Below are 21,413 nucleotides of genomic sequence, written 5' to 3'. Positions count from 1 at the left end.
AATATATAACTAACACAATGTAAATTTATGAAAATTAAATTAATCAAAAGGCGTTCCCTCTTTCGAAAGCGACTTCTATTTCTTTGTATGAGAACCATTATATTCTTTTTATGCACTTCCGTTTTTAGTTTTAATTCTATGGCTTCTTTTTCTCAAGAAATAGTAACTATAAATGTAGACAAAGTAGTTACTGTAGATGAGGTTTTTAAGATTATACAAAAACAAACAAAGTATCGTTTTTTATACCCTCAGGATTTGTTTAAAGATGCACCTACGGTATCCCTTAAAAAAGGAAAAATCGAATTATCAAAGCTTTTGGAGCAAAGTCTTTCTAGTAGCAATCTAAACTTCAAATTTTCTGAAAATAATACAATTGTTATAGAGGACGTAAATTCAACCCATTTAGCAGCAGACCAAAAATCACAGGGTATTGTGATATCAGGTGTTGTTACAGACGAAAATGGGCAACCCTTGCCTGGTGCAAGCGTTTTAGAGAAAGGTAGCACTAATGGTGTACAATCAGATTTTAATGGTAAATTCATCCTAACCGTTACTGATACTAATTCAGAACTTGTTATATCCTACTTAGGGTTTATAACTCAAGAAATTAAAGTGGGCACTGAAAAAATCATTAATGTCCAATTGAATGAAGATACAGCTCAATTAGACGAAGTTGTTGTCGTTGGTTATGGTACACAACAACAACCTAAGGTAACTGGCTCTATTGCAAAAGTCCCGATGAAAGAGCTACAAGATTTCCCGGTATCAAATTTTGACCAAGCATTAGCAGGGAAATTGGCTGGAGTACAAGTTTCCCAAACAACAGGAGAACCAGGTAGAGAACTAACCATTAAAGTAAGAGGTACTGGATCAATCACTTCAGGAGTAGAGCCCTTATATGTTGTGGATGGTGTGCCATTAGAAAGTGGTGGTCAAGCTACAGAGATTGTAAATATGGAAGACATTGAGTCTATTCAAGTTTTGAAGGATGCAGCTTCAACAGCTATTTATGGTTCTAGAGGCGCAAATGGGATAGTTATTATTACTACTAAAAAAGGGAAACTAGGTAAAATGCAGGTTAATATTAATCATTCTACTGGGTTTCAACAAGTATCAAAAAAAATTGATATGATGAACGCCTACGAATATGCTGAACTTTCTAGGGACGGACATAACGCCGCATATTTACAAGATGTTCCTACAGGTAGTGTTAATGACCCTAATAGTGTTAGACCTATTGGTTATCAGAAAATTCCAGAGGAATTATTTCCTTACTTAAATGGAGAAGAAGGACTAACTGATACAGATTGGCAAGATGAAATTTATAGATCGGCTTATCTTCAGCGAACAAATATTTCTGTAAGTGGAGCTTCGGAAAAAGTTAATTATTTTGTTTCTTTAAATCATTCAGACCAAGAGGGAGTCATTATCAATTCAGATTATGCTAAAACTGGTTTGCGAGCCAATTTAGGGATTTCTTCAGGTAAATTTAAGATAGGAGTTAATTTAAGTCCATCTTATACTTTTGAAAATAGAGTGTCTGCTAATAGCCCATATTTCGATGATGGTATTGTTCATACTGCATTATCTTATGCCCCTGTATGGCCAGTATATAACCCTGATGGTAGTTTTAATCAACAAGGAAATGGATTTTGGAGAATAGGAACAGATTACCAACATAATGAAATGGTAAACCCTGTTGCTCTAGCCTTAATACCTCAAAATGAAATAGAACATCTTAATTTATTGAGTAATTTATTTGTGGAATATGAAGTATTAGAAGGTTTAAAAATTAAATCATCATTTGCACTAAGCTTTAATGAGTTTCAGAATGAATTTTATAGACCTGCCTCGTTAGAAACTAGAGGAAGAAATAATGCAGGACGTCCATCTATTCCTAGAGGTAGATTAAGTACCACTAATATTTATAAATGGACATTTGAAAATACAGCTAATTACAAAAAGAGCTTTGGGAATCATAATCTACAATTATTAGGAGGTATTACCGCAGAAAAAAGTAGAACAAAACAACAGCGTATCTCAGCACAGGTAGATCCAAGTACACGAGTAGATAATGCAATACAAGTTGTTAGATCTGCCGCACCAGATGCTGTTAGTTCTACAGGTAGTTTAGGTGAGTGGTCCCTTTATTCACTTTTAGCTAGAGCGCAATATGACTATTCTGGTAAGTATTTGTTGTCAGCTTCTATTAGAGCTGATGCTTCCTCAAGATTTGGAGCGAATAATAAATGGGGATATTTTCCTTCGGTTTCTGCTGGATGGAGAATTTCAGAGGAGGCATTTTTAGATGAAACAGATTGGGTTAATGAATTAAAAATAAGAGGGAGTTACGGAGGCACTGGAAATTTCCAAATTGGAAATTATCAACAAGCTGCTTTATTGGATGTTGACGAATATATCACTGGAATACCTGGGCAATTACAAATTGGTTTTAGGCCATCTCAAGTGCCTAATCCAAATCTTAGTTGGGAATCGAATTATATGTTTAACATAGGTCTTGATGCCAAATTATTTAAAAATCAACTTGGTTTTACATTAGAATATTATAATGGGAATACGGAGGATATGTTATTGAATATTCCAGTGCCACAGACAACAGGCTTTGGAACCGCACTACAAAACATAGGTAAACTCAATAATAGTGGTATTGAAGCTTCAATAAATATAAATCCGGATTTAGGTGAGTTTAATTGGAATAGTAATTTTAATATTTCCGTTAATAGAAATGAAGTAAGAGAATTAGGTCCAGAAGGAACAGCGATAATTGAAACTGCAGGTACAGGAACTGCATTTTTTAAAACTGAAATAGGCCAGCCTATTGGTAATTATTTTTTATTGGTTCAAGATGGTATTTTTTCTACACAAGAAGAGCTTGATCAATATCCACATTTCGAGAATACAACAGTAGGTGATTTTAGATTCGTAGATGTAGATGGAGACGGTGTATTGGATGTGAATAAAGATAGAGCTATTGTTGGTAATTACGCACCAGATTTCACTTATGGTTTTTCAAACTCTTTTAGTTATAAAGGATTTGATTTAAATATTTCATTGCAAGGTAGTTATGGCGGTGAAGTACTGAATTTACTAAGACGTTATGTTGCAAATGGTGAAGGTAATTTCAATAACACAAGAGAATTGCTGGGCAGATGGAGATCCGAGACAAACCCTGGTGATGGTAATACAAACAGAGCCAATAGAAAAGCTAGTGGAAATAACGGACGTACATCTACGTGGCATGTAGAAGATGGATCTTATTTAAGATTGCAGAATGTATCGCTCGGGTATTCACTTCCAAAATCCCTTTTAGACGAGTTTGGTATATCAAAATTTAGAGTATATGTAACGGGTAATAATATTCATACGTGGTCTAATTACACAGGTTATAACCCTGAGGTTAATTTGGCAGGTGGAGGTAATCAATTAACACCCGGTTTAGATTATGGCGTTTACCCACTAGCTACAACATATTCGTTAGGTGTTAATGTATCATTTTAAAATCAAAAACATGAAAAAAATAATATACATAATTTTTATAGTTTCTTTTATCTCTACAAGTTGTAGCGATGATTTTACAGAAATAGCATCAGAAAACGATGTTACTACAGATAGTTTTTATAATAATGCTGATGATTTTAATGCAGCTGTTATAGCAGCTTATGCTAAATTACAAGGTCAAGTTGGTATTTATTTTGAATTAAATGAATGGCGTTCAGATAATCTAGATTTATTAGCGCCAACAGCTGGTACACAAGATAGATTTAATATTAATAAATTTCAGGAAACCTCAGCAAACGAACTCATAAGAAATGCTTGGGCCAATTTTTATAACGGTATTTTTCGCGCTAATTCAGTAACTGATAATATTGGTAGTGTAGATTTTGATGAAACTCTTAAAAAACAATATGAAGCTGAAGCTCGTTTTATTAGAGCATTAACATATTTTAATATAGTTCGTTTATGGGGTGATGCACCTATTGTTTTAAATGTTTTGTCTGTTGAGGAATCTCTTCAAGCAGGTAGAAGACCAGCTAGTGAAGTTTATGAGGCTATTGAAGAAGATTTACAATTTGCCGCTATTAACCTACCGTCTTCTTATCCTGCAGATGATTTCGGTAGAGCGACGTCTGGAGCTGCCAAAGCTTTACTTGGTAAGGTTTACTTAACTCAAAATAGGTTTAGTGAGGCAGTAACCACATTGAATGAGATAGTAGGGCAGTATAGTTTGTTAGATGATATTTCTGACGTATTTGATACAGAAAATAAGAACAATAATGAAATTATATTTTCTATACGGTTTAATAAAGATATTCAAGGAGAAGGACATGGCTTATGGTTTGCTGTTTCGGACCTTTCTATTTCACCGTTTACTACAAAACTGGTAAATGCATATTCTGTCTCTGATGAGCGTAAAGACTTAATAGAATTTCAACCTGTAGGTAATCTTTTTGTTCCTGGTAAATTTTTTGATACCGAATCAGATTTTAGAAATTTTGGAAATGATTATATATTATTAAGACAAGCCGACATACTTTTAATGTTGGCAGAAGCTCTAAACGAACAATCTTACCAATCTAGTGGTAATGCATTTGATTATTTAAATGATGTCAGACAGCGAGCCAATTTACCATTATTAACTTCAGCAGAACTGCCGAATCAAACAAGTTTTAGAGATGCTGTTTTAAATGAGCGCTTTTTGGAATTTCCGTTTGAAGGTCATCGTTGGTTTGATTTACTAAGAACTAACACAGCAGATACAGAAATAAATTCTGGAATTGGAGTTTCTATTCAAGATTATCAATTACTCTACCCAGTACCACAAGTAGAAATTGAAAAAATAAATAACACATCAATATTTTATCAAAATGAAGGCTATTAAATTAATTTATACAACTGTATTCTCGCTATTTTTTTTAGGGTGTTCCTCTGATTCTAATGGAAACTCGGGAAACTCTGATGATGATGGGCAAGAAGTTCAAAATACAGTTATTACACTGTCAGAATTCAACAGAAATTATTCTTTTCTTGAAAGTAATTCTATAGTGAAAGATCGAAATTTTTATTGGGCAACATTAATCGAAAATAATGTAACAATTAAAAATTTTATTAAAAATAATGAAGCGCTATCAGCTTATCTTGAAACTTCAAAGCAGAGATTAAGTAATATAGCCAATCAAAATAATCCAACAGCTGCTCAATACGCAAATGCTTTGAAGTTTTCTAATAATGAGGTTATAGCTATTTCTACAGCAGTAAAAGATGTTGCGGCAACTAATGCCAACGTATTTATAGACTTCAGTAATACGCACATAGGCCCTTCTGGGGCTTTTAATCAATTTAAAGAAATTACTAATGTCGATAGATTACAACAACTTATTTTGGAGGAAATGCTAAAAGGTATAAATCAAATAATCGATACCTATGCTGCAGGTATAGATCCAACATATCCAGATTTAGACGGAGTAAGTTATGATGTAAATAGTGCACAGTACAAACTGTTACTGCGCAACCTAGTCACCGATTTATATGCAAATACAGATCAAATGGAATTGTTTTATCAGCCATTTTTAAATTTTGCATTAGGAGTAATGGAAATAAATAATAGAGATGAAGCTGGACGTTTTATGCCTTTAAAACTAGGCGAAAATGCGGCAGCTTATCAAAATATTCAAACCATTAATTGGGATGACTATCAGTATTCGATGATTGTTGTACTAGGCGACGCTCCAAACTCGTCAGGGGACTTACCAAATATTAGTATTGGAGGAATGCAACGTTCTGATCATGGTGTTGATTTACTTAATCAGGGTCTAGCTCCATTAATTGTTTTTACTGGTGCTAATGTTGCGCCTTTTCAGTCAGAATATCATGAAGCTATTGAAATGAAAAATTATATTATGGATAACTATAATATTTCTGAAAGTAAGATTTTGGTCGATCCACATGCACGGCATACGACTACTAATATGCGTAATGTAGGTAGATTTATTTATAAATATGGAATTCCACATGATAAAAAGGCTATAGTAAGTACGGCAACTTCACAAAGTAGCTATGTATCATCTAGCGTTTTTTTAACCAGATGTACAAATCAAATGAATCATATCCCAATGACACTTCATAATCGTCTATCCGATTTTGATATTGAGTTCACACCAAACATAGAGGTATTACATTTAGATTCATCTGATCCTTTAGATCCTTAAAAAATAAAAAAATAAAAAAATGAAAAAAATAAACTCAGTAATTATTAAATTTTTAGCATTAGTAGTTTTGTTTTCTGCATGTGAAAACGACGATTTACCCAAAGCAAATTTTGATCTTGATGCTGTTACAGTATTTTCTGGTGAGGTAGCTCATGAAAAAGCAAGTCTAATATGGCAAGAACCAACCGGAAACCAATCTCCAGAAAATTATATTTTAGAATGGTCACCAGATGGAGAAAGAACGATTCTTGAAGCAACTACAACCACTTACGAAGTATCTAATCTAACCAATGGTACCAATTATAGATTTACTATACAAGCTGACTATGGGGATAGTGGTATATCTGGCCAGAATGAAATCGAACTAGAGCCATCGGATGAATTAAATTTTATTGTACTACCTGGTAATGAATTGGCGATAGCCTTATGGGATACACCAAATAGAAATGATATTTCTGGATATAGATTGTCCTGGGAACCGAATGGGCAAACAATTGAAATACCTTTTGGAACAAATACATATCAAATTTCAGGATTAACCAATGATGTAGAATATAGCTTTGATTTTCAAATTGATTATTCTGACGGAAATAGCTCAAATGACGTTCAAGCTATTGCAACACCAGGAGAAATATCAGCTTTTTTATTAAGTGTTGAATCTCCAATGGCTACAGAGTTAGTTGGGTTTACATATAATCCTGCATACCTACCAGGAAGTACTGCAGATTCTTGGAATTATGATTTTGGTGATGGCAACACTAGTACGGAACAAAATCCAACACACACATATGCTGTACCTGGAATTTACGATGTTATTGTTCAAATAACAGATGAACAAGGAACAATTTTTACTGACACCAAACAAGTATTTGTATGGGGTGAAAAATGGGCTTATGATCTAGGAAATCAAATTAAACCACAATCTCCAGCTATTGCCGATGATGGTACTATTTATATTGGATCCGAGGATAATACAAACTTTCATGCCATTAATCCTGATGGTACTTTAAAATGGACTTACTCACAACTTGGTGATAATGTATATTCGTCTGCTTCTATAGGTAGTGACGGTACTATTTATGTAGGCTCAAAAGATGATAATTTACATGCCATAAACCCAGATGGTTCACAAAAATGGATTGCTCCCGTGGGAAGTAATGTGATTTATTCTACACCATCTATAGCCTCAGATGGTACAGTTTATATAGGGTCTGATGATGATAATTTATATGCCATAAACCCTGATGGATCACTAAAATGGACATTCAATACCACTGGATTTAATATTAGATCAACCGCTGCAATTGCTGATGATGGAACAGTATATATAACATCAGATGACGATAATTTATACGCGCTAAATCCTAGTAATGGAAGCGTAGTTTGGTCTCTTCCTTTAGGAGGTAATGCCCAGAGTGGTATAGCAATAGATTCAGACGGTACTATTATTGTTGCAGTAGATCAAGGAGGAAGTGCAGGAGCTGTATTTGCAGTAAATCCTGATGGTTCTGAAAAATGGGGTATATCAGTTACTGGAAGAATTTCAGTATGTGCACCAGCAATAGCTAATGGTCGTATTTATGTTGGTACTAAAGAGGGCAATAATTTACTGGCGTTAGATGTTACTAATGGTGGTCAGATATGGTCTTTTGGTACACCAGGAGCTATTCTAAATTCTTCACCGGCAATTGATGTTAATGGTGTTATCTATTTTGGGTCTTGGGACAATCATGTATATGCGGTGAATCCAGATGGTACTTTAAAGTATAAATTCCTAACTGATGGTGATGTTTGGTCTTCACCGGCAATTGGATCTGATGGCACTATATATGTTGGAGGATATGATAATAAACTGCATGCTTTAGAAATGTTTTCAGGAGGATTAGCTAATGATGTTTGGCCAATGTTTGGTAAAAACCAAAAGCATACGAGTAGATAGAACACAATAAGTAACATTTCTTGTCTTGTATTAAATATTTTTCATAGCGTGAATTTCACTATTCACGCAACGTTAAAGAGCTATTGGAGTACACTAATTCTTCGTTTTATTAGTGTAAAATCAAGTTGATAAAACACAAGTTGATAAAACAAGATAATACATATATTAATTAACCTTTAAACCTTTTTATTATGAAAAAAATTACATTATTATTTTGTATAATGATAGTTCAAGTATCTCTTGGACAGACTATTAATTGGTCCTATGATATAGGGTTTCAAATTAAACCTCAGTCACCTGCGGTTGCTAGTGATGGAACTATTTATATTGGTTCTGAAGATAACACTAATTTTCACGCTATAAACTCAGACGGAACATTAAAATGGACCTACGCACTACTCACAGACAACGTATACTCTTCGGCATCAATTGGAAGTGATGGAACTATTTATGTAGGTTCTAAAGATGATTATTTACATGCTATAAATCCAGATGGTACACAAAAATGGAAAACACTTGTTGGAGCTGGTAGTAATGTCATTTATTCGACACCAGCACTAGCAAACGATGGCACTATTTATTTAGGATCAGATGATGATAATTTATATGCTATTAATCCAGATGGGACTCAAAAGTGGGCATTTTTAGGAGGAGCAAACTTTCGTGGAACTCCATCAATTGGAAGTGACGCTACCATCTATGTTGGCTGTGACGATGATAATTTGTATGCTATTAATCCAGATGGTACACAAAAATGGGCATTTCCGGTTGGTGGTAATATACAGGGAGGTGCAGCGATTCAAGCAGATGGTACTATTATAGTAGGTGTTGACCAAGGAGGCTCAGCAGGTGCTGTTTTTGCTGTTAATCCAGATGGTACCCAAAAATGGAGTCAATCTATAGTGGGTAGAATATCTGTATGTTCTCCAGCATTAGCATCTGATGGAACTATTTATGTTGGTACAAAAGAAGGTTTTAACATGTTAGCTTTAAATCCTACCGATGGAACACAAGTTTGGGAATATGTAATGGCTGACGGTGTGAGTATTATTAATTCTTCTCCGGCCGTAGGCGACGATGGTAAAATATATTTTGGCTCGTGGGACGATCATTTGTATTGCCTTAATTCTGATGGAACATTAGATTTTAGAGTTAATTTAAATGATAATATTTGGTCTTCACCAGCTATCTATAACGGGACTTTGTATGTAGGTTCTTATGACAATAATTTGTATTCAATAGATATCCCTTCTACTAACCTAGCAGCTTCCGATTGGCCAATGTTTGGAAGAAACGAACAGCATAACTCTAGCATTGATGGAACTTTAGGGGTTGAAGATTTTAATTTTCAAGATGAATTTAAAGTCTTCTATAGAAATGGTGCATTAAATATTACTTCAAAAGATTATGCTGGAAATGCGCAGGCTATTATTTATAATACTTTGGGTCAGAAGATTAAAGAAGCAAAAATACAATTTTCGAAAAGTAATGTAGAGGAAATACCTTTTGGAGAAAGTGTAGGTCTATATTTTGTAAAAATTGTGAGTAATGAAAATAGATTCACGTTTACTAAAAAAGTAGTAATAAATTAAATAATCCACTAAATAAGAAGCTGTTATTTAAACAGCTTCTTATTTATAATCAAAAAACTTAGTTAATTATAATTGCATGTCTAAAGTCCTATATATTGTTTTTCTTCAATTAATTGTTTTGTCATGTAAGGGGCAACCTGATAAACTAATAGCTTGTGGTAGTGATAAAGTCATTATTATCAGCGCCAATAAGACAAATGAAGATTTAGAATCGAGAATGCTTTGGGAATGGTCACCATATGATGCCAAAAGTTTACCAGAAGAGTACAAAAAGAAATATTTCATTAAAATAGACGAATGTAAACCAACTAAAAACGGAAATCAAATAATGATTACTGCAAGCACAGGTGGTGTTGCAATAATTGATAAACCAACAAAGGATGTGGTTTTTTATAGCTATTTAGCAAATGCGCATTCCATCGAAGAATTACCTAATGACCGAATAGCTGTAGCGGGTTCAAATCATGAAAAAGGGAATTGCGTTGCGATTTTTAATAGACATACTTTTGGAGAAGAGCCTATTACAAAAAGTAAATTATTTGCTGGACATGGGCTTGTTTGGGATAAAACAAAACAATTATTATTTGTTCTTGGAGGAAATGAATTGCAGACCTATAAACTTATTCATTGGGAATCAAAATCGCCTAAAATTGAACTTCAAGAACGATGGGATTTACCTGATGTCGGTGGACACGATTTAATAAGTTATAGTTCTGATGAACTCTTAATAACAACAAATAACAATGTGTGGGTATTCAATAAATCTAATGGAGGTTTTAAAATTTTCACCCAATTAGGTAATCAAAAGTTCATTAAGGGACTATCGGTTTCTAAGGGTGAGAATAAAAGAATAGCTTTTGTTCAAGGAGAGGAAAAATGGTGGTCACATAATATTTACTTAACAAATCCATATTTAAAAATTACTCAACCCTCTATAAATTTTTACAAAGTGAGGTGGTGGAATTACGATTAATCTTTAATAAAATACAAAATGAGAAATAAACTATTCTTTTTAGTTGTTCTATTTACAGTTTTTTGTTCATGTAAAGAGGCACCATCAATAACAAATGTAAATAATTCTACAAAAGATTCTATCTCAAATAACAATAGTATAGAAGATTTATTGAATAATTTAAATAATCCTACTAGCAATAAGATTATGGTTATTTCCCACAGAGGCGATTGGAGAAATGCACCAGAAAATTCGTTGCAGGCCATTCAGAATTGTATTGACCTTGGTGTGGACATGGTAGAAATAGATGTTCGTAAAACAAACGATAATCAGCTAGTAGTTATACACGATTCAAAATTAGATAGAACTACTACAGGAAAAGGCCTTGTAAAAGAATGGACTTTAGATTCACTAAAGACTTTAAGACTCAAAAACGGTACTGGCAGACCAACGCATCATAGAATTCCAACATTACGTGAAGCTTTATTGATAGCTAAAGGTAAAATCCTTATCAATTTAGATAAATGTTATGATTATTTTGATGATGCTTATAAAATAATTGAAGAAACCGGGACTACCAAACAAGTTGTAATAAAGGGTTATAATAAATCGGTAGAAGATGTTCAACGAGATTTTGGAAACAAATTAGACTCTATAATTTTTATGCCAATTATACATTTAGATAAGCAAAAAAACGCAAAATCTATTCTATTCGATTATCAAAATAAAATTAAACCACTTGCTTTTGAAATAGTGTTTTCTCAAGATACATCATCAGTACTCAATGAATTTTCCGAAATTAAAAATAATGGAAGTAAAGTTTGGGTAAATTCTCTTTGGAAAAGTTTAAACGCTGGTTATGAAGATGATATTGCCCTTAATAATAGGGATAGCATTTATGGCTGGTATGTTGATAAAGGTGTAAATATGATTCAAACTGATAGACCAGCCTTATTATTGAAATATTTAAGGAGTAAAGGACTTCACGATTAATAGCATTAATTATTTGTTTAGTTTAAAATGAAATGGCGCGGTGAATTGCTGCGCCTTTTCTAACTGAAAATTTAGCATTCCCAAGACCATGATAAACTATTTCAAAAAATCACATCCCAAAGGAATTACTTTAGAAGAAGATCAACAAAAAGCATATTACAAAAAGCTAAAATGGCAAGTATTTATTTCAGCTACTTTAGGATATGGATTATATTATGTGTGTAGATTAAGCTTAAATGTAGTTAAAAAGCCTATTGTTGATGCTGGTATTTTAACAGAATCTGAATTAGGCATTATTGGGTCAGCATTATTTTTTTCTTATGCTATAGGTAAATTATCGAACGGATTTTTAGCAGATCATAGTAATATTAAACGTTTTATGGCTTTTGGGCTTTTAATTTCTGCTTTAGCTAATTTGGTTATGGGTTTCACAGGAACGTTTTTATTTTTTGTAATCTGTTGGGGAGTTAATGGTTGGGTACAATCAATGGGAGCACCTTCATGCGTGGTATCATTATCCAGATGGTATAAAGATAAAGAGCGTGGCAGTTTTTATGGGTTTTGGAGCACAAGTCATAATATTGGAGAGGCTTTGACCTATATATTAACAGCTGTGGTAGTTTCTTACTTTGGATGGGAATGGGGTTTTAGAGCTGCTGCTATAGTTGGGTTGTTAGGAGCTTTAATGATTTCTCTATTCTTTCATGACACACCAGAAAGCAAAGGTCTTTCGCCAGTAAACGAAGATTTCAAAAAAGAAAAAGTATCAACATGGGATGAACAAAAAGGGGTCTTAAAAAACCCTTATGTATGGATTTTGGCATTTGCCAGTGCCTTTATGTATATATCAAGGTACGCTGTAAACAGTTGGGGACCCTATTATTTTGAAGCAGCTAAAGGATACACCCTAACGGAAGCTAATAGTTTAATAGCAATAAGTGCAGTCTGTGGTATTCTGGGTACAGCTTTTTCTGGATTCATTTCGGATAAATTCTTTAAAGGTAGAAGAAATATGCCGGCATTGATTTTTGGGTTAATGAATGTTTTGGGGTTATGCCTCTTTTTGTTAGGGCCAAAAGATGTATGGTGGTTAGATGCGTTAAGTATGCTCATTTTTGGTTTGGCCATTGGTGCTTTAATTTGTTATTTAGGTGGTTTAATGGCAGTAGATATTGCTTCAAAAAAAGCATCAGGAGCGGCACTTGGTATTGTAGGGGTTATGAGTTATGCAGCTGCTGGCATACAAGATATAGCAAGTGGATATTTGATAGAAAATAATAAGTCAGTAGTAAATGGAGACACACTATATAATTTTGACGCTATTAGTGTTTTGTGGATTGGGGCGGCCATAATCTCTGTAATTCTTGCTTTGTTTACATGGAAAAAAACATAAAATATTAATATTTTAATCCAGTTGGTACTCATGGTTCAGATTTGATAGATGAACTTGGACAAAGCTTACCTCATAATCTCATGACTTAAATAACTCCATCAGTGATAGAGAAGTTGAAACGATTAAAAGTATTTGGAAGTGATTATTTAACTAGAAATAGAAGACATTTGGAGATGACATTCACATTGTAAATTGGGTTGATGCGTATGTTAAGGATATAATTTATTTGATAAAAAATTTAAAATAGCTTACTAGCAAAAAGAATGAATACGGATTTAATAAGTACTATAAAGAAAAGTTTTATCAAAAAGTTCAACAATGAACCGCTCATGATTTTTTCTCCAGGAAGAATAAACATTATAGGTGAGCATACGGACTATAACGATGGTTTTGTATTTCCCGCAGCTATCGATAAAGGCATCGTTGCAGCTATTGCTAAAAGCGATTCAAATGTGTCAATAATATATGCTGAAGATAAGAGAGAAACCTTTGAAGTTACTTTAAAACATATAAAACCACTTTCACAAGGTTTTTGGCAAAACTATATACTTGGTGTGGTTGCAGAACTACAAAATAGAAGCAAAACTATAAGTAATTTCAATATGGTATTTGGGGGTGATATTCCTGGTGGGGCAGGTATGTCTTCTTCTGCTGCATTAGAAAACAGCGTTGTATTTGGACTTAACGAGCTTTTTGATTTAGGACTAACAAAACATGAGATGATATTAATTTCGCAAAAAGCAGAACATAATTATGTAGGCGTTAAATGTGGAATTATGGACCAATACTCTAGTATGTTTGGTATAATAAACAATGCGCTATTATTGGATTGTAGAACTGTAAAATCAATACCTTTTGAAATTGATTTTAAAGACTATGAACTCATTTTAATTAATACCAATGTTAAGCATGGCTTATCAGATAGTGCTTATAATGATAGACGCTCTGTTTGTGAATCTATTGCTAATATGCTTAACGTAAAAGCACTTCGAGATGCTACGGAGTACGATTTGGAAACTATTCAAGACCAAGTATCATCAGAAAACTATCAAAAAGCATTATATGTAATTCAAGAAAACGAACGTGTTATTAACGCTTCAAAAGCAATAAAGAATGACGACTTAAAAGCATTAGGCCAACTCTTATATGCTTCTCATAATGGGTTACAAAATCAATATAAGGTAAGTTGCGATCAATTAGATTTTTTAGTAGAACAAGCAAAAATAAACCCCAACATATTGGGAGCTCGTATGATGGGAGGAGGGTTTGGAGGTTGTACTATTAATTTAATTTCGAAAACAGAAAGTTCTGCTTTTAAAGCCTTTATTTCTAAAGCTTATAAGCAAAAGTTCAATAAAGCATGTTCTATATATTCTGTTAAGCTATCTAATGGAACGCATCTTATAAACTAACTTAATTAAAGTACAGAAAATGAATCCCGATTTACAAGATTATTCTCATAAGCGTTTAAATATTCTCACAGATGAATGGGTTTTAGTCTCACCACACCGTGCAAAAAGACCATGGCAAGGACAGAATGAGGCGGTATCAAACCAGATACGTCCTACATACGAATCTAGTTGTTACTTATGTGCTGGGAATAAAAGAATCAATGGTGAAGTAAACCCCAAATATGAAGATGTATTTGTATTTACCAATGACTTTGCAGCATTACAAAACGACTCAAAATCTTTTCAAATAAACGATGGTTTACTAAAAGCACAAGGTGAAACAGGTATTTGCAAAGTGATTTGTTTTAGTCCTGACCACTCTAAAAGTTTAGCCGACATGTCTTTAAGCGAAATTCAGAAAGTAGTTTTAGCGTGGCAAAACGAGTATAAAGAACTTGGGAAAATTCAAAATATCAATTACGTTCAAATTTTTGAAAATAAGGGTGCAGTTATGGGATGCAGTAATTCTCATCCACACGGACAAATATGGAGTCAGTCCACACTCCCAAATGAAGTTGAAAAGAAAGATAAACAACAAAGGCTTTATTATGATAAAGTTAATAGCAGTCTATTAGGAGATTATCTAAAGCAAGAATTAAAACTGAAGGAACGTATCATTTTTGAAAATGACGCCTTTGTTGTTTTAATTCCGTTTTGGGCCATATGGCCATTTGAAACGATGATTATTCCTAAAAAACAGCAATCAAATATTTTAGATTTAAATAAAGAAGAATCATTTCAATATGCAGAAGCTATTTCTGTAATAACAAAAGCTTATGATAAGTTATTTAATACTTCCTTTCCCTATTCCAGTGGTATTCATCAAGCACCAACAAATGCAAAAGATAATAATCATTGGCACTGGCATATGAGTTTTTATCCACCATTGTTAAGAAGTGCTACCGTTAAAAAATTTATGGTAGGATATGAAATGTTTGGTTCGCCACAAAGAGATATTACAGCTGAGATAGCTACAAAAATGATCCAAGATTTGGTTTAATAAACTTAACTATTTTTTGAGGAAATAGTGGACATTAAAAGGGGGTTATAGTGATCATTCTATTTTAATTGATAAAAAAAAATTAACGAACCAAAAGAAACTAAATTATGACAAACGGATTTGAATTTTGGGATTATGTAGTATTCATCGCATACGCAATTTTAATTTTAGGTGTAGGACTATGGGTGTCTCGTGATAAAGAAGGTCACGAAAAAAATGCAGAAGACTATTTTTTGGCTAGTAAATCTTTGCCGTGGTGGGCTATTGGTACGTCTTTAATAGCTGCAAATATTTCTGCAGAACAGTTTATCGGCATGTCTGGATCTGGATTTGCCTTAGGCTTAGCTATAGCTTCTTACGAGTGGATGGCAGCTATAACATTAATTATAGTTGGTAAATATTTTTTGCCAATTTTCATAGAAAAAGGCCTTTACACGATTCCTGAATTTGTTGAAAAACGATTTTCAACAAACCTAAAAACGATTTTGGCAGTGTTTTGGATTGCATTGTATGTGTTTGTAAACCTAGCCTCTGTATTATATTTAGGAGGATTAGCCATTGAAACCATTATGGGGTTTGACATGATATATGCTGTAATTGGCTTGGCATTATTCGCTGCAGCTTATTCATTATATGGAGGTTTGTCTGCAGTTGCTTGGACAGATGTTATACAAGTTGTGTTTTTAGTTTTAGGTGGTTTGTTTACAACCTACTTAGCTTTGAATACAGTTTCAGGTGGTGAAGGCGTAATAGCCGGTTTTTCAAAAGTTGTCGAAGCAGCTCCTGAAAAATTTCATATGATTTTAGATGAATTTAATAAAGATGGTAGTACTAATGCTAATTATTTGAATTTACCAGGAGTATGGGTTTTAATTGGTGGTTTATGGGTTGCCAACATTTACTATTGGGGTTTTAATCAGTACATAATTCAGAGAACATTAGCTGCAAAATCTTTGAAAGAATCTCAAAAGGGTATTCTACTAGCAGCTGGGTTAAAAATAATTATTCCACTCATTGTAGTAGTTCCTGGTATTGCTGCTTATGTTATGGTAAATGATCCAACTATTATGGCAGGATTAGGAGAAGCAGGTCAATTAAGTTTGCCTTCTAGCGGTCAAGCAGATAAAGCATATCCATGGCTGTTGCAATTTTTACCTACGGGTATTAAAGGAGTGGCTTTTGCAGCTTTGGCAGCAGCTATTGTATCCTCTTTAGCTTCTATGCTAAACTCTACGTCAACTATTTTTACAATGGATATATACACGCAATATATTAATAAAAATGCCGATGATAAAACGACAGTTAATGTAGGTAGACTTTCTGGTTTAATAGCATTAATTATTGCTGTAATAATGGCACCACTTTTAGGTGGTATAGATCAAGCATTTCAGTTTATACAAGAATGGACAGGTGTTATTAGTCCTGGAATTTTAGCTGTATTTATTTTAGGTTTATTCTGGAAGAAAACAACGAACAATGCTGCTATTTGGGGAGCCGTTTTGTCAATTCCAATTGCGTTGCTTTTAAAATATCTTCCAATTGAAGCTTTAAAGCCATGGATGCATCAAATGGGGTTAACAGCAGTACTCACGATGTTGGTAATTATATCTATTAGTTATTTACAGAATAGAGGTGCCGATGATGAAAAGGGAATTCTGTTATCTAAAGAACTATTTAAAACGTCTCCATTATTCAATATAGGCTCAATTATAATATGCATTATTACCGCTACATTATACTGCTTATTTTGGTAAACTATTTGTAAAAACATATTAATTAAACAATGTAAAAAATGAAAAATAGAATTATCATAACAGGAGGTTGTGGGTATATAGGATCTCACACTGTAATAGCATTAATAGAGCATGATTTTGAAGTTATAATAATTGATGATTTATCCAATTCAAATGAACAAGTTTTGGAACGCATAAAAAAAATTACCGGTGTTAAACCAAAACTTTTAAATATTGATTTAAAAAATTCCTTTTTAGCTGAGAATGCCTTTAGATATAATAAAGATATTGATGCAGTGATTCATTTTGCAGCACACAAAGCGGTTTCAGAATCAGTTCAAAAACCACTTATGTATTATCAGAACAATCTTTGTGCCCTTGTAAATACGTTAATGGCAATGGAGAAATACAATATAAATAATTTTATATTTTCTTCGTCAGCGACAGTATATGGGAATCCCAAAACCTTACCAATAAAAGAATCTAATGAAACTCAGCGTCCCTTCTCGCCATATGGCAATACAAAAAAAATGGCAGAAGAGATAATTGATGATGTTGTAAAGGCAAACCCCAATTTAAGAGCAATTTCTCTTCGTTATTTTAATCCTATAGGAGCGCATCAATCTGGTATGATTGGAGAACTACCCAATGGAATCCCTAATAACTTAATGCCTTATATAACTCAAACCGCAATAGGTAAAAGAGATAAACTTATGGTTTTCGGTAACGATTACCCCACAAAAGACGGGACACCAATTAGGGATTACATACACGTGGTAGATTTAGCTGAGGCACACGTGCTGGCATTAAATAGAATTTTTAGTAAAGAGAAAGATCACAATCTTGAGATATTTAATTTGGGAACAGGAGAGGGGTATTCCGTCTTGGAGGTAATTGAAGCTTTTCAAAAGGTTACGAAGCAGAAATTGAATTATGAAATTACTGAACGTAGAGATGGAGATGTTCCAAAACTTTATGCCAATGTCGATAAGGCTAATGATATATTAGGATGGAGAGCTAAAATGGGATTAGAGGATATGATATCTCATTCTTGGCAATGGGAAGAATATTATCATCTGGAAAAAAAGAACTGATATGAAAAAAGAAGTTACTTTAAGACAAATAGCAGAGCTATTAAATCTATCGGTGTCAACAGTTTCTAAAGCCTTGTCTCAGAGTCAAGAAATTAGCTCAAACACAAAGAACCGTGTTAAAAAAATGGCTGACGCTATGCACTACAAACCTAATTACTTTGCTACCAAGCTGAGAGGTGGACATTCAAAGACTATAGGAGTTATTTTACCGACAATTTTAAATCCTTATTACGCTGAGTTGCTAACAGGAATAGAAAAAGTATTAGCGACAAATAATTACAAAATGATGACACTATTCTCTAAAGATTCTATAAAAAGAGAAGAAGAATGTATAAATAACTTAACTGATGGCTCTACTGAAGGAATCATTTTGAGTATTTCAAGGGAGACCCAACTAACCAAAAGTACACATCACTTAACACACAGTAACATATTAGGTATTCCTAGAATATATGTTGATAGATTAGATAATACAATTAATGAGGATCACGTGGTTTCTGATGATTATGATGTTACATATAGTACGTGTCTGCGACTCTTAAAGAATACATCTGCCAAACATATTATTTTTGTCTCTCTTATGGGCGGACTTACCATTGAAGAATTGCGTTACCAAGGGTATAAAACAGCAATGATAGATAATGAATTAGAAGAAAAAATCAAAACCATTCGAACAACAGATCCGCATATCTTGCATCAAGAATTGTTAGTGTTAATACGTCAAGACAAAGTCGATGCTATAATATGTGCTAATGATTCTACAACTCAGAAAGTACTCGATATAATTAATAATGAAGATTCTCTGAGAAACTCTAATGTGCATATTGTTGGTTGTTGTGCTGAACATGTAAAATCGCTTTCGAGATACCCTTTTCTTCACATTATTGATCAATGCGCTGAGGATTTGGGTAAAAAGGCAGCAAAAGCTTTGTTAATTAAAATATCATCAAATGAGCTTACTAAGCCACAAGTTTATCATGTAAAATCAAAAATATCCATGGAAAATATTTCATGATTTACATGCCTTAGAAAAAACAAATTGACTCATAAGGTCATTGGATAATTACACTGAGAACCAAAAGACTTAATATTTTAAACCGAACCGTTTATTACTGTTCTAATGTTGCTTGTTGCTAAATCATTCAAAAGTCAATGTGCTCAAAGATTTAGTTGTAAACGGTTGAGAAACATCTGGTCAACATTTGAAAAATTCTGTTTGTTGCTAAATGGTTGACGATCTGTTTATACTATAAAAGCCAGCTAGCATGGCTTTACAGTAATTAATCAACAAATCAACTTAGTTTTTAAACATGGCTTTTTTAAACGTATAATGACGACCTTTATGAGTTGTTTCACCAACAATGGGCATATCTGTTGCAGATTGTGATATGTGATATTTAGTATATGTACTATTTTTAGGTTCTAGTTGATACATTTTTTTAATTAGTTCTGAAACTTTGAAAGAACTTGTTCTAATATTATGTTTACTCAGTTTTTCAACTAGATCTCCGATAGAATATTTTAGTGTGTCAGTGTCGAACATTAAAAATTCATCAGATAATATTTGCTCTAACTCTTTATTTATAAAAGTTCTATTACCATTCATCAATACGGCTAATGCTCTTGTGTAAATCTGTTCTTTTGTAAACCACATCCTTGTTTTTCTTGGTGATGATATTTCTCTGGTCTTTATGGCATGTATAAAATAAGGTAGTTCTTTTTTTAAAGCGTCTAAAAGATTAGGGTTGTCTGCGGATAAATCAAAAGGAATTATTTTGCGCACCCAATATCTTATTTCGGAATCATCGATATAGACAAAGTTTTCTTCGTTGTTAGAGCATAAAATAAATTTACCGAAAAAGCTACCTTCAGTTTTATCCTTGCCTTTAGCTTCGCTTTTATAGGTTTGTGCTGTTGAAAGGTTTTTTAATCGTTCGCTATCTTCACGTTTATCTAACAATACTTCATCAACGGCAATGATTAGCTTAGATGCCCAATCTGAGTTAAATCGACTTCTAAAATCTTCGTTATTGTTAATGGTCATGTTATTTTGAAATATGAGCTTCATCCAATTTAAAAAAGTTGTTTTACCTGTATTACGCTCGTTACTTACTAGGCATAATATGGGTAGTACTTGAGATGGATGATGCCAAAGAATACTCAAGTAGTCTAAACCTATCTCATATTGCTCGCCAAAAATGTGTTTTAAAAATGCTGTAGTGTTCGGAAATTCACCAGTAATAAACTCATGCTCTAACTTTTCATAGCGATTGTAAAAACCGTCTATTACTTTTTTATAATTGGTGTGGGATGGTATTAAACAGAAACCGTCATATCGAGGAATGCTTTTTATAAAATCCTTTCCATAATCTGTCATTAATTCACTCTTTGACCATTGTACTAATATGTTAATACTGTCTTGACTCAATAATGGTTTTGTGACGTTTTTATAATAGGTTGTACCGATACGTAAATATTTATTTTCCATGATTACACATTTACGATTAAATAAGCCATTTTATTTTTGTCAACATCATCAAACTTCTTGTTGAATAAGATCTGAATATTTACACCGTTTATTGAATTGTCTTCTTTACAAAGATTAATAATTGCGTTTTCAATATCATACAATGGCAGTCTTGGGTTGTACTTTATTATTTCAATAATGATATTAACTTTAGATATTAAGTTATCAATAACTCTAACCTTTAATATATCATTGACTCTAAGTGATAACATGTCTGAATAGAGTGCTTCTAGTCTTTTTAAAATTTCTGATTTATTAAGCGTATTTTGATTTCTCATGATTTTTATTATTTATAAAATAAAATTTGTTGTACTGTATTAAAATATGCTCTAGCACCATCGCTTCTTGCAGGAACATTTTTAACTAAAATATCCTGGTGTAAACCTGTGCCTAGCAGTTTTTGAATATCTCCTTTTGTTGCTGGCTTATTTTCTTCTTTAGTAAAGATGTTTGTGACAATATTTGTTGCAAGCGTTCCCACGGCAGCATTGCCTATACCAGACAAACTCATT

16 protein-coding genes are annotated in these 21,413 nt (G+C 33.1%); 13 read left to right on the top strand and 3 right to left on the bottom strand.

Going from position 1 to position 21,413, the window contains the following annotated elements; genetic code table 11:
- The first annotated feature begins 138 nt into the window (after positions 1-138).
- The 13 genes from HM990_RS14060 to HM990_RS14000 all read left to right on the top strand — a co-directional run bounded on the left by HM990_RS14060 (position 139) and on the right by HM990_RS14000 (position 19,389).
- Positions 139-3,519 (top strand): SusC/RagA family TonB-linked outer membrane protein, encoded by a 3,381-nt coding sequence (locus HM990_RS14060; RefSeq protein WP_178989554.1) that lies wholly within the window; start codon positions 139-141, stop codon positions 3,517-3,519.
- A gap of 10 nt (positions 3,520-3,529) precedes the next feature.
- Positions 3,530-4,900, top strand: a complete 1,371-nt coding sequence (locus tag HM990_RS14055; RefSeq protein WP_178989553.1) for a RagB/SusD family nutrient uptake outer membrane protein — start codon at positions 3,530-3,532, stop codon at positions 4,898-4,900.
- The gene (locus HM990_RS14050) at positions 4,887-6,227 is read left to right on the top strand and encodes a YdcF family protein (RefSeq protein ID WP_178989551.1); all 1,341 of its coding nucleotides are present in this window, start codon (positions 4,887-4,889) and stop codon (positions 6,225-6,227) included. The genes HM990_RS14055 and HM990_RS14050 overlap by 14 nt, the downstream gene beginning before the upstream one ends.
- Before the next feature lie 19 nt (positions 6,228-6,246).
- Complete coding sequence (locus HM990_RS14045; protein WP_178989549.1) at positions 6,247-8,166, top strand: outer membrane protein assembly factor BamB family protein; 1,920 nt, start codon at positions 6,247-6,249, stop codon at positions 8,164-8,166.
- Positions 8,167-8,357: 191 nt separating this feature from the next.
- Positions 8,358-9,758, top strand: coding sequence for an outer membrane protein assembly factor BamB family protein (locus HM990_RS14040; RefSeq protein ID WP_178989547.1), 1,401 nt, complete (start codon positions 8,358-8,360; stop codon positions 9,756-9,758).
- A 76-nt stretch (positions 9,759-9,834) separates the two neighbouring features.
- Positions 9,835-10,731: a DUF6528 family protein gene (locus tag HM990_RS14035; RefSeq protein WP_178989545.1), complete on the top strand. Its 897-nt coding sequence runs from the start codon at positions 9,835-9,837 to the stop codon at positions 10,729-10,731.
- Positions 10,732-10,749: 18 nt separating this feature from the next.
- Entirely contained in the window at positions 10,750-11,703 is a 954-nt protein-coding gene (locus tag HM990_RS14030; RefSeq protein WP_178989543.1) for a glycerophosphodiester phosphodiesterase family protein, read from the top strand.
- 88 nt (positions 11,704-11,791) lie between these two features.
- Positions 11,792-13,096 carry an MFS transporter gene (locus HM990_RS14025; RefSeq protein ID WP_229719273.1) on the top strand — a complete coding sequence of 435 codons (1,305 nt, stop codon included), beginning with the start codon at positions 11,792-11,794 and terminating at the stop codon, positions 13,094-13,096.
- A gap of 263 nt (positions 13,097-13,359) precedes the next feature.
- Complete coding sequence (galK, locus tag HM990_RS14020) at positions 13,360-14,508, top strand: galactokinase (protein WP_178989541.1); 1,149 nt, start codon at positions 13,360-13,362, stop codon at positions 14,506-14,508.
- A 19-nt stretch (positions 14,509-14,527) separates the two neighbouring features.
- Positions 14,528-15,547 (top strand): UDP-glucose--hexose-1-phosphate uridylyltransferase, encoded by a 1,020-nt coding sequence (locus tag HM990_RS14015; protein ID WP_178989539.1) that lies wholly within the window; start codon positions 14,528-14,530, stop codon positions 15,545-15,547.
- A 107-nt stretch (positions 15,548-15,654) separates the two neighbouring features.
- Entirely contained in the window at positions 15,655-17,301 is a 1,647-nt protein-coding gene (locus HM990_RS14010) for a sodium/sugar symporter (protein ID WP_178989537.1), read from the top strand.
- A gap of 38 nt (positions 17,302-17,339) precedes the next feature.
- Positions 17,340-18,374, top strand: a complete 1,035-nt coding sequence (gene galE / locus HM990_RS14005; RefSeq protein ID WP_178989535.1) for a UDP-glucose 4-epimerase GalE — start codon at positions 17,340-17,342, stop codon at positions 18,372-18,374.
- A 1-nt stretch (position 18,375) separates the two neighbouring features.
- Positions 18,376-19,389, top strand: a complete 1,014-nt coding sequence (locus HM990_RS14000; RefSeq protein WP_178989533.1) for a LacI family DNA-binding transcriptional regulator — start codon at positions 18,376-18,378, stop codon at positions 19,387-19,389.
- A gap of 282 nt (positions 19,390-19,671) precedes the next feature.
- On the opposite strand, the gene HM990_RS13995 is transcribed toward HM990_RS14000, so the two are convergent.
- From HM990_RS13995 to HM990_RS13985, 3 genes are read right to left on the bottom strand one after another with little or no spacing between them, the layout of a single operon-like run.
- The gene (locus HM990_RS13995) at positions 19,672-20,862 is read right to left on the bottom strand and encodes a primase-helicase family protein (RefSeq protein ID WP_178989531.1); all 1,191 of its coding nucleotides are present in this window, start codon (positions 20,860-20,862) and stop codon (positions 19,672-19,674) included.
- A gap of 2 nt (positions 20,863-20,864) precedes the next feature.
- Positions 20,865-21,179: a hypothetical protein gene (locus HM990_RS13990; RefSeq protein WP_178989530.1), complete on the bottom strand. Its 315-nt coding sequence runs from the start codon at positions 21,177-21,179 to the stop codon at positions 20,865-20,867.
- An 8-nt stretch (positions 21,180-21,187) separates the two neighbouring features.
- On the bottom strand, positions 21,188-21,412 hold the full coding sequence (locus tag HM990_RS13985) for a hypothetical protein (RefSeq protein ID WP_178989528.1): 225 nt from the start codon (positions 21,410-21,412) through the stop codon (positions 21,188-21,190).
- Position 21,413 lies beyond the last annotated feature (1 nt).

The sequence above is a fragment of the Winogradskyella schleiferi genome, assembly GCF_013394655.1.
Classification (GTDB): domain Bacteria; phylum Bacteroidota; class Bacteroidia; order Flavobacteriales; family Flavobacteriaceae; genus Winogradskyella; species Winogradskyella schleiferi.
Note: the sequence above shows the minus strand (reverse complement) of the source record. Positions and strands in the feature narration are given on the sequence as shown.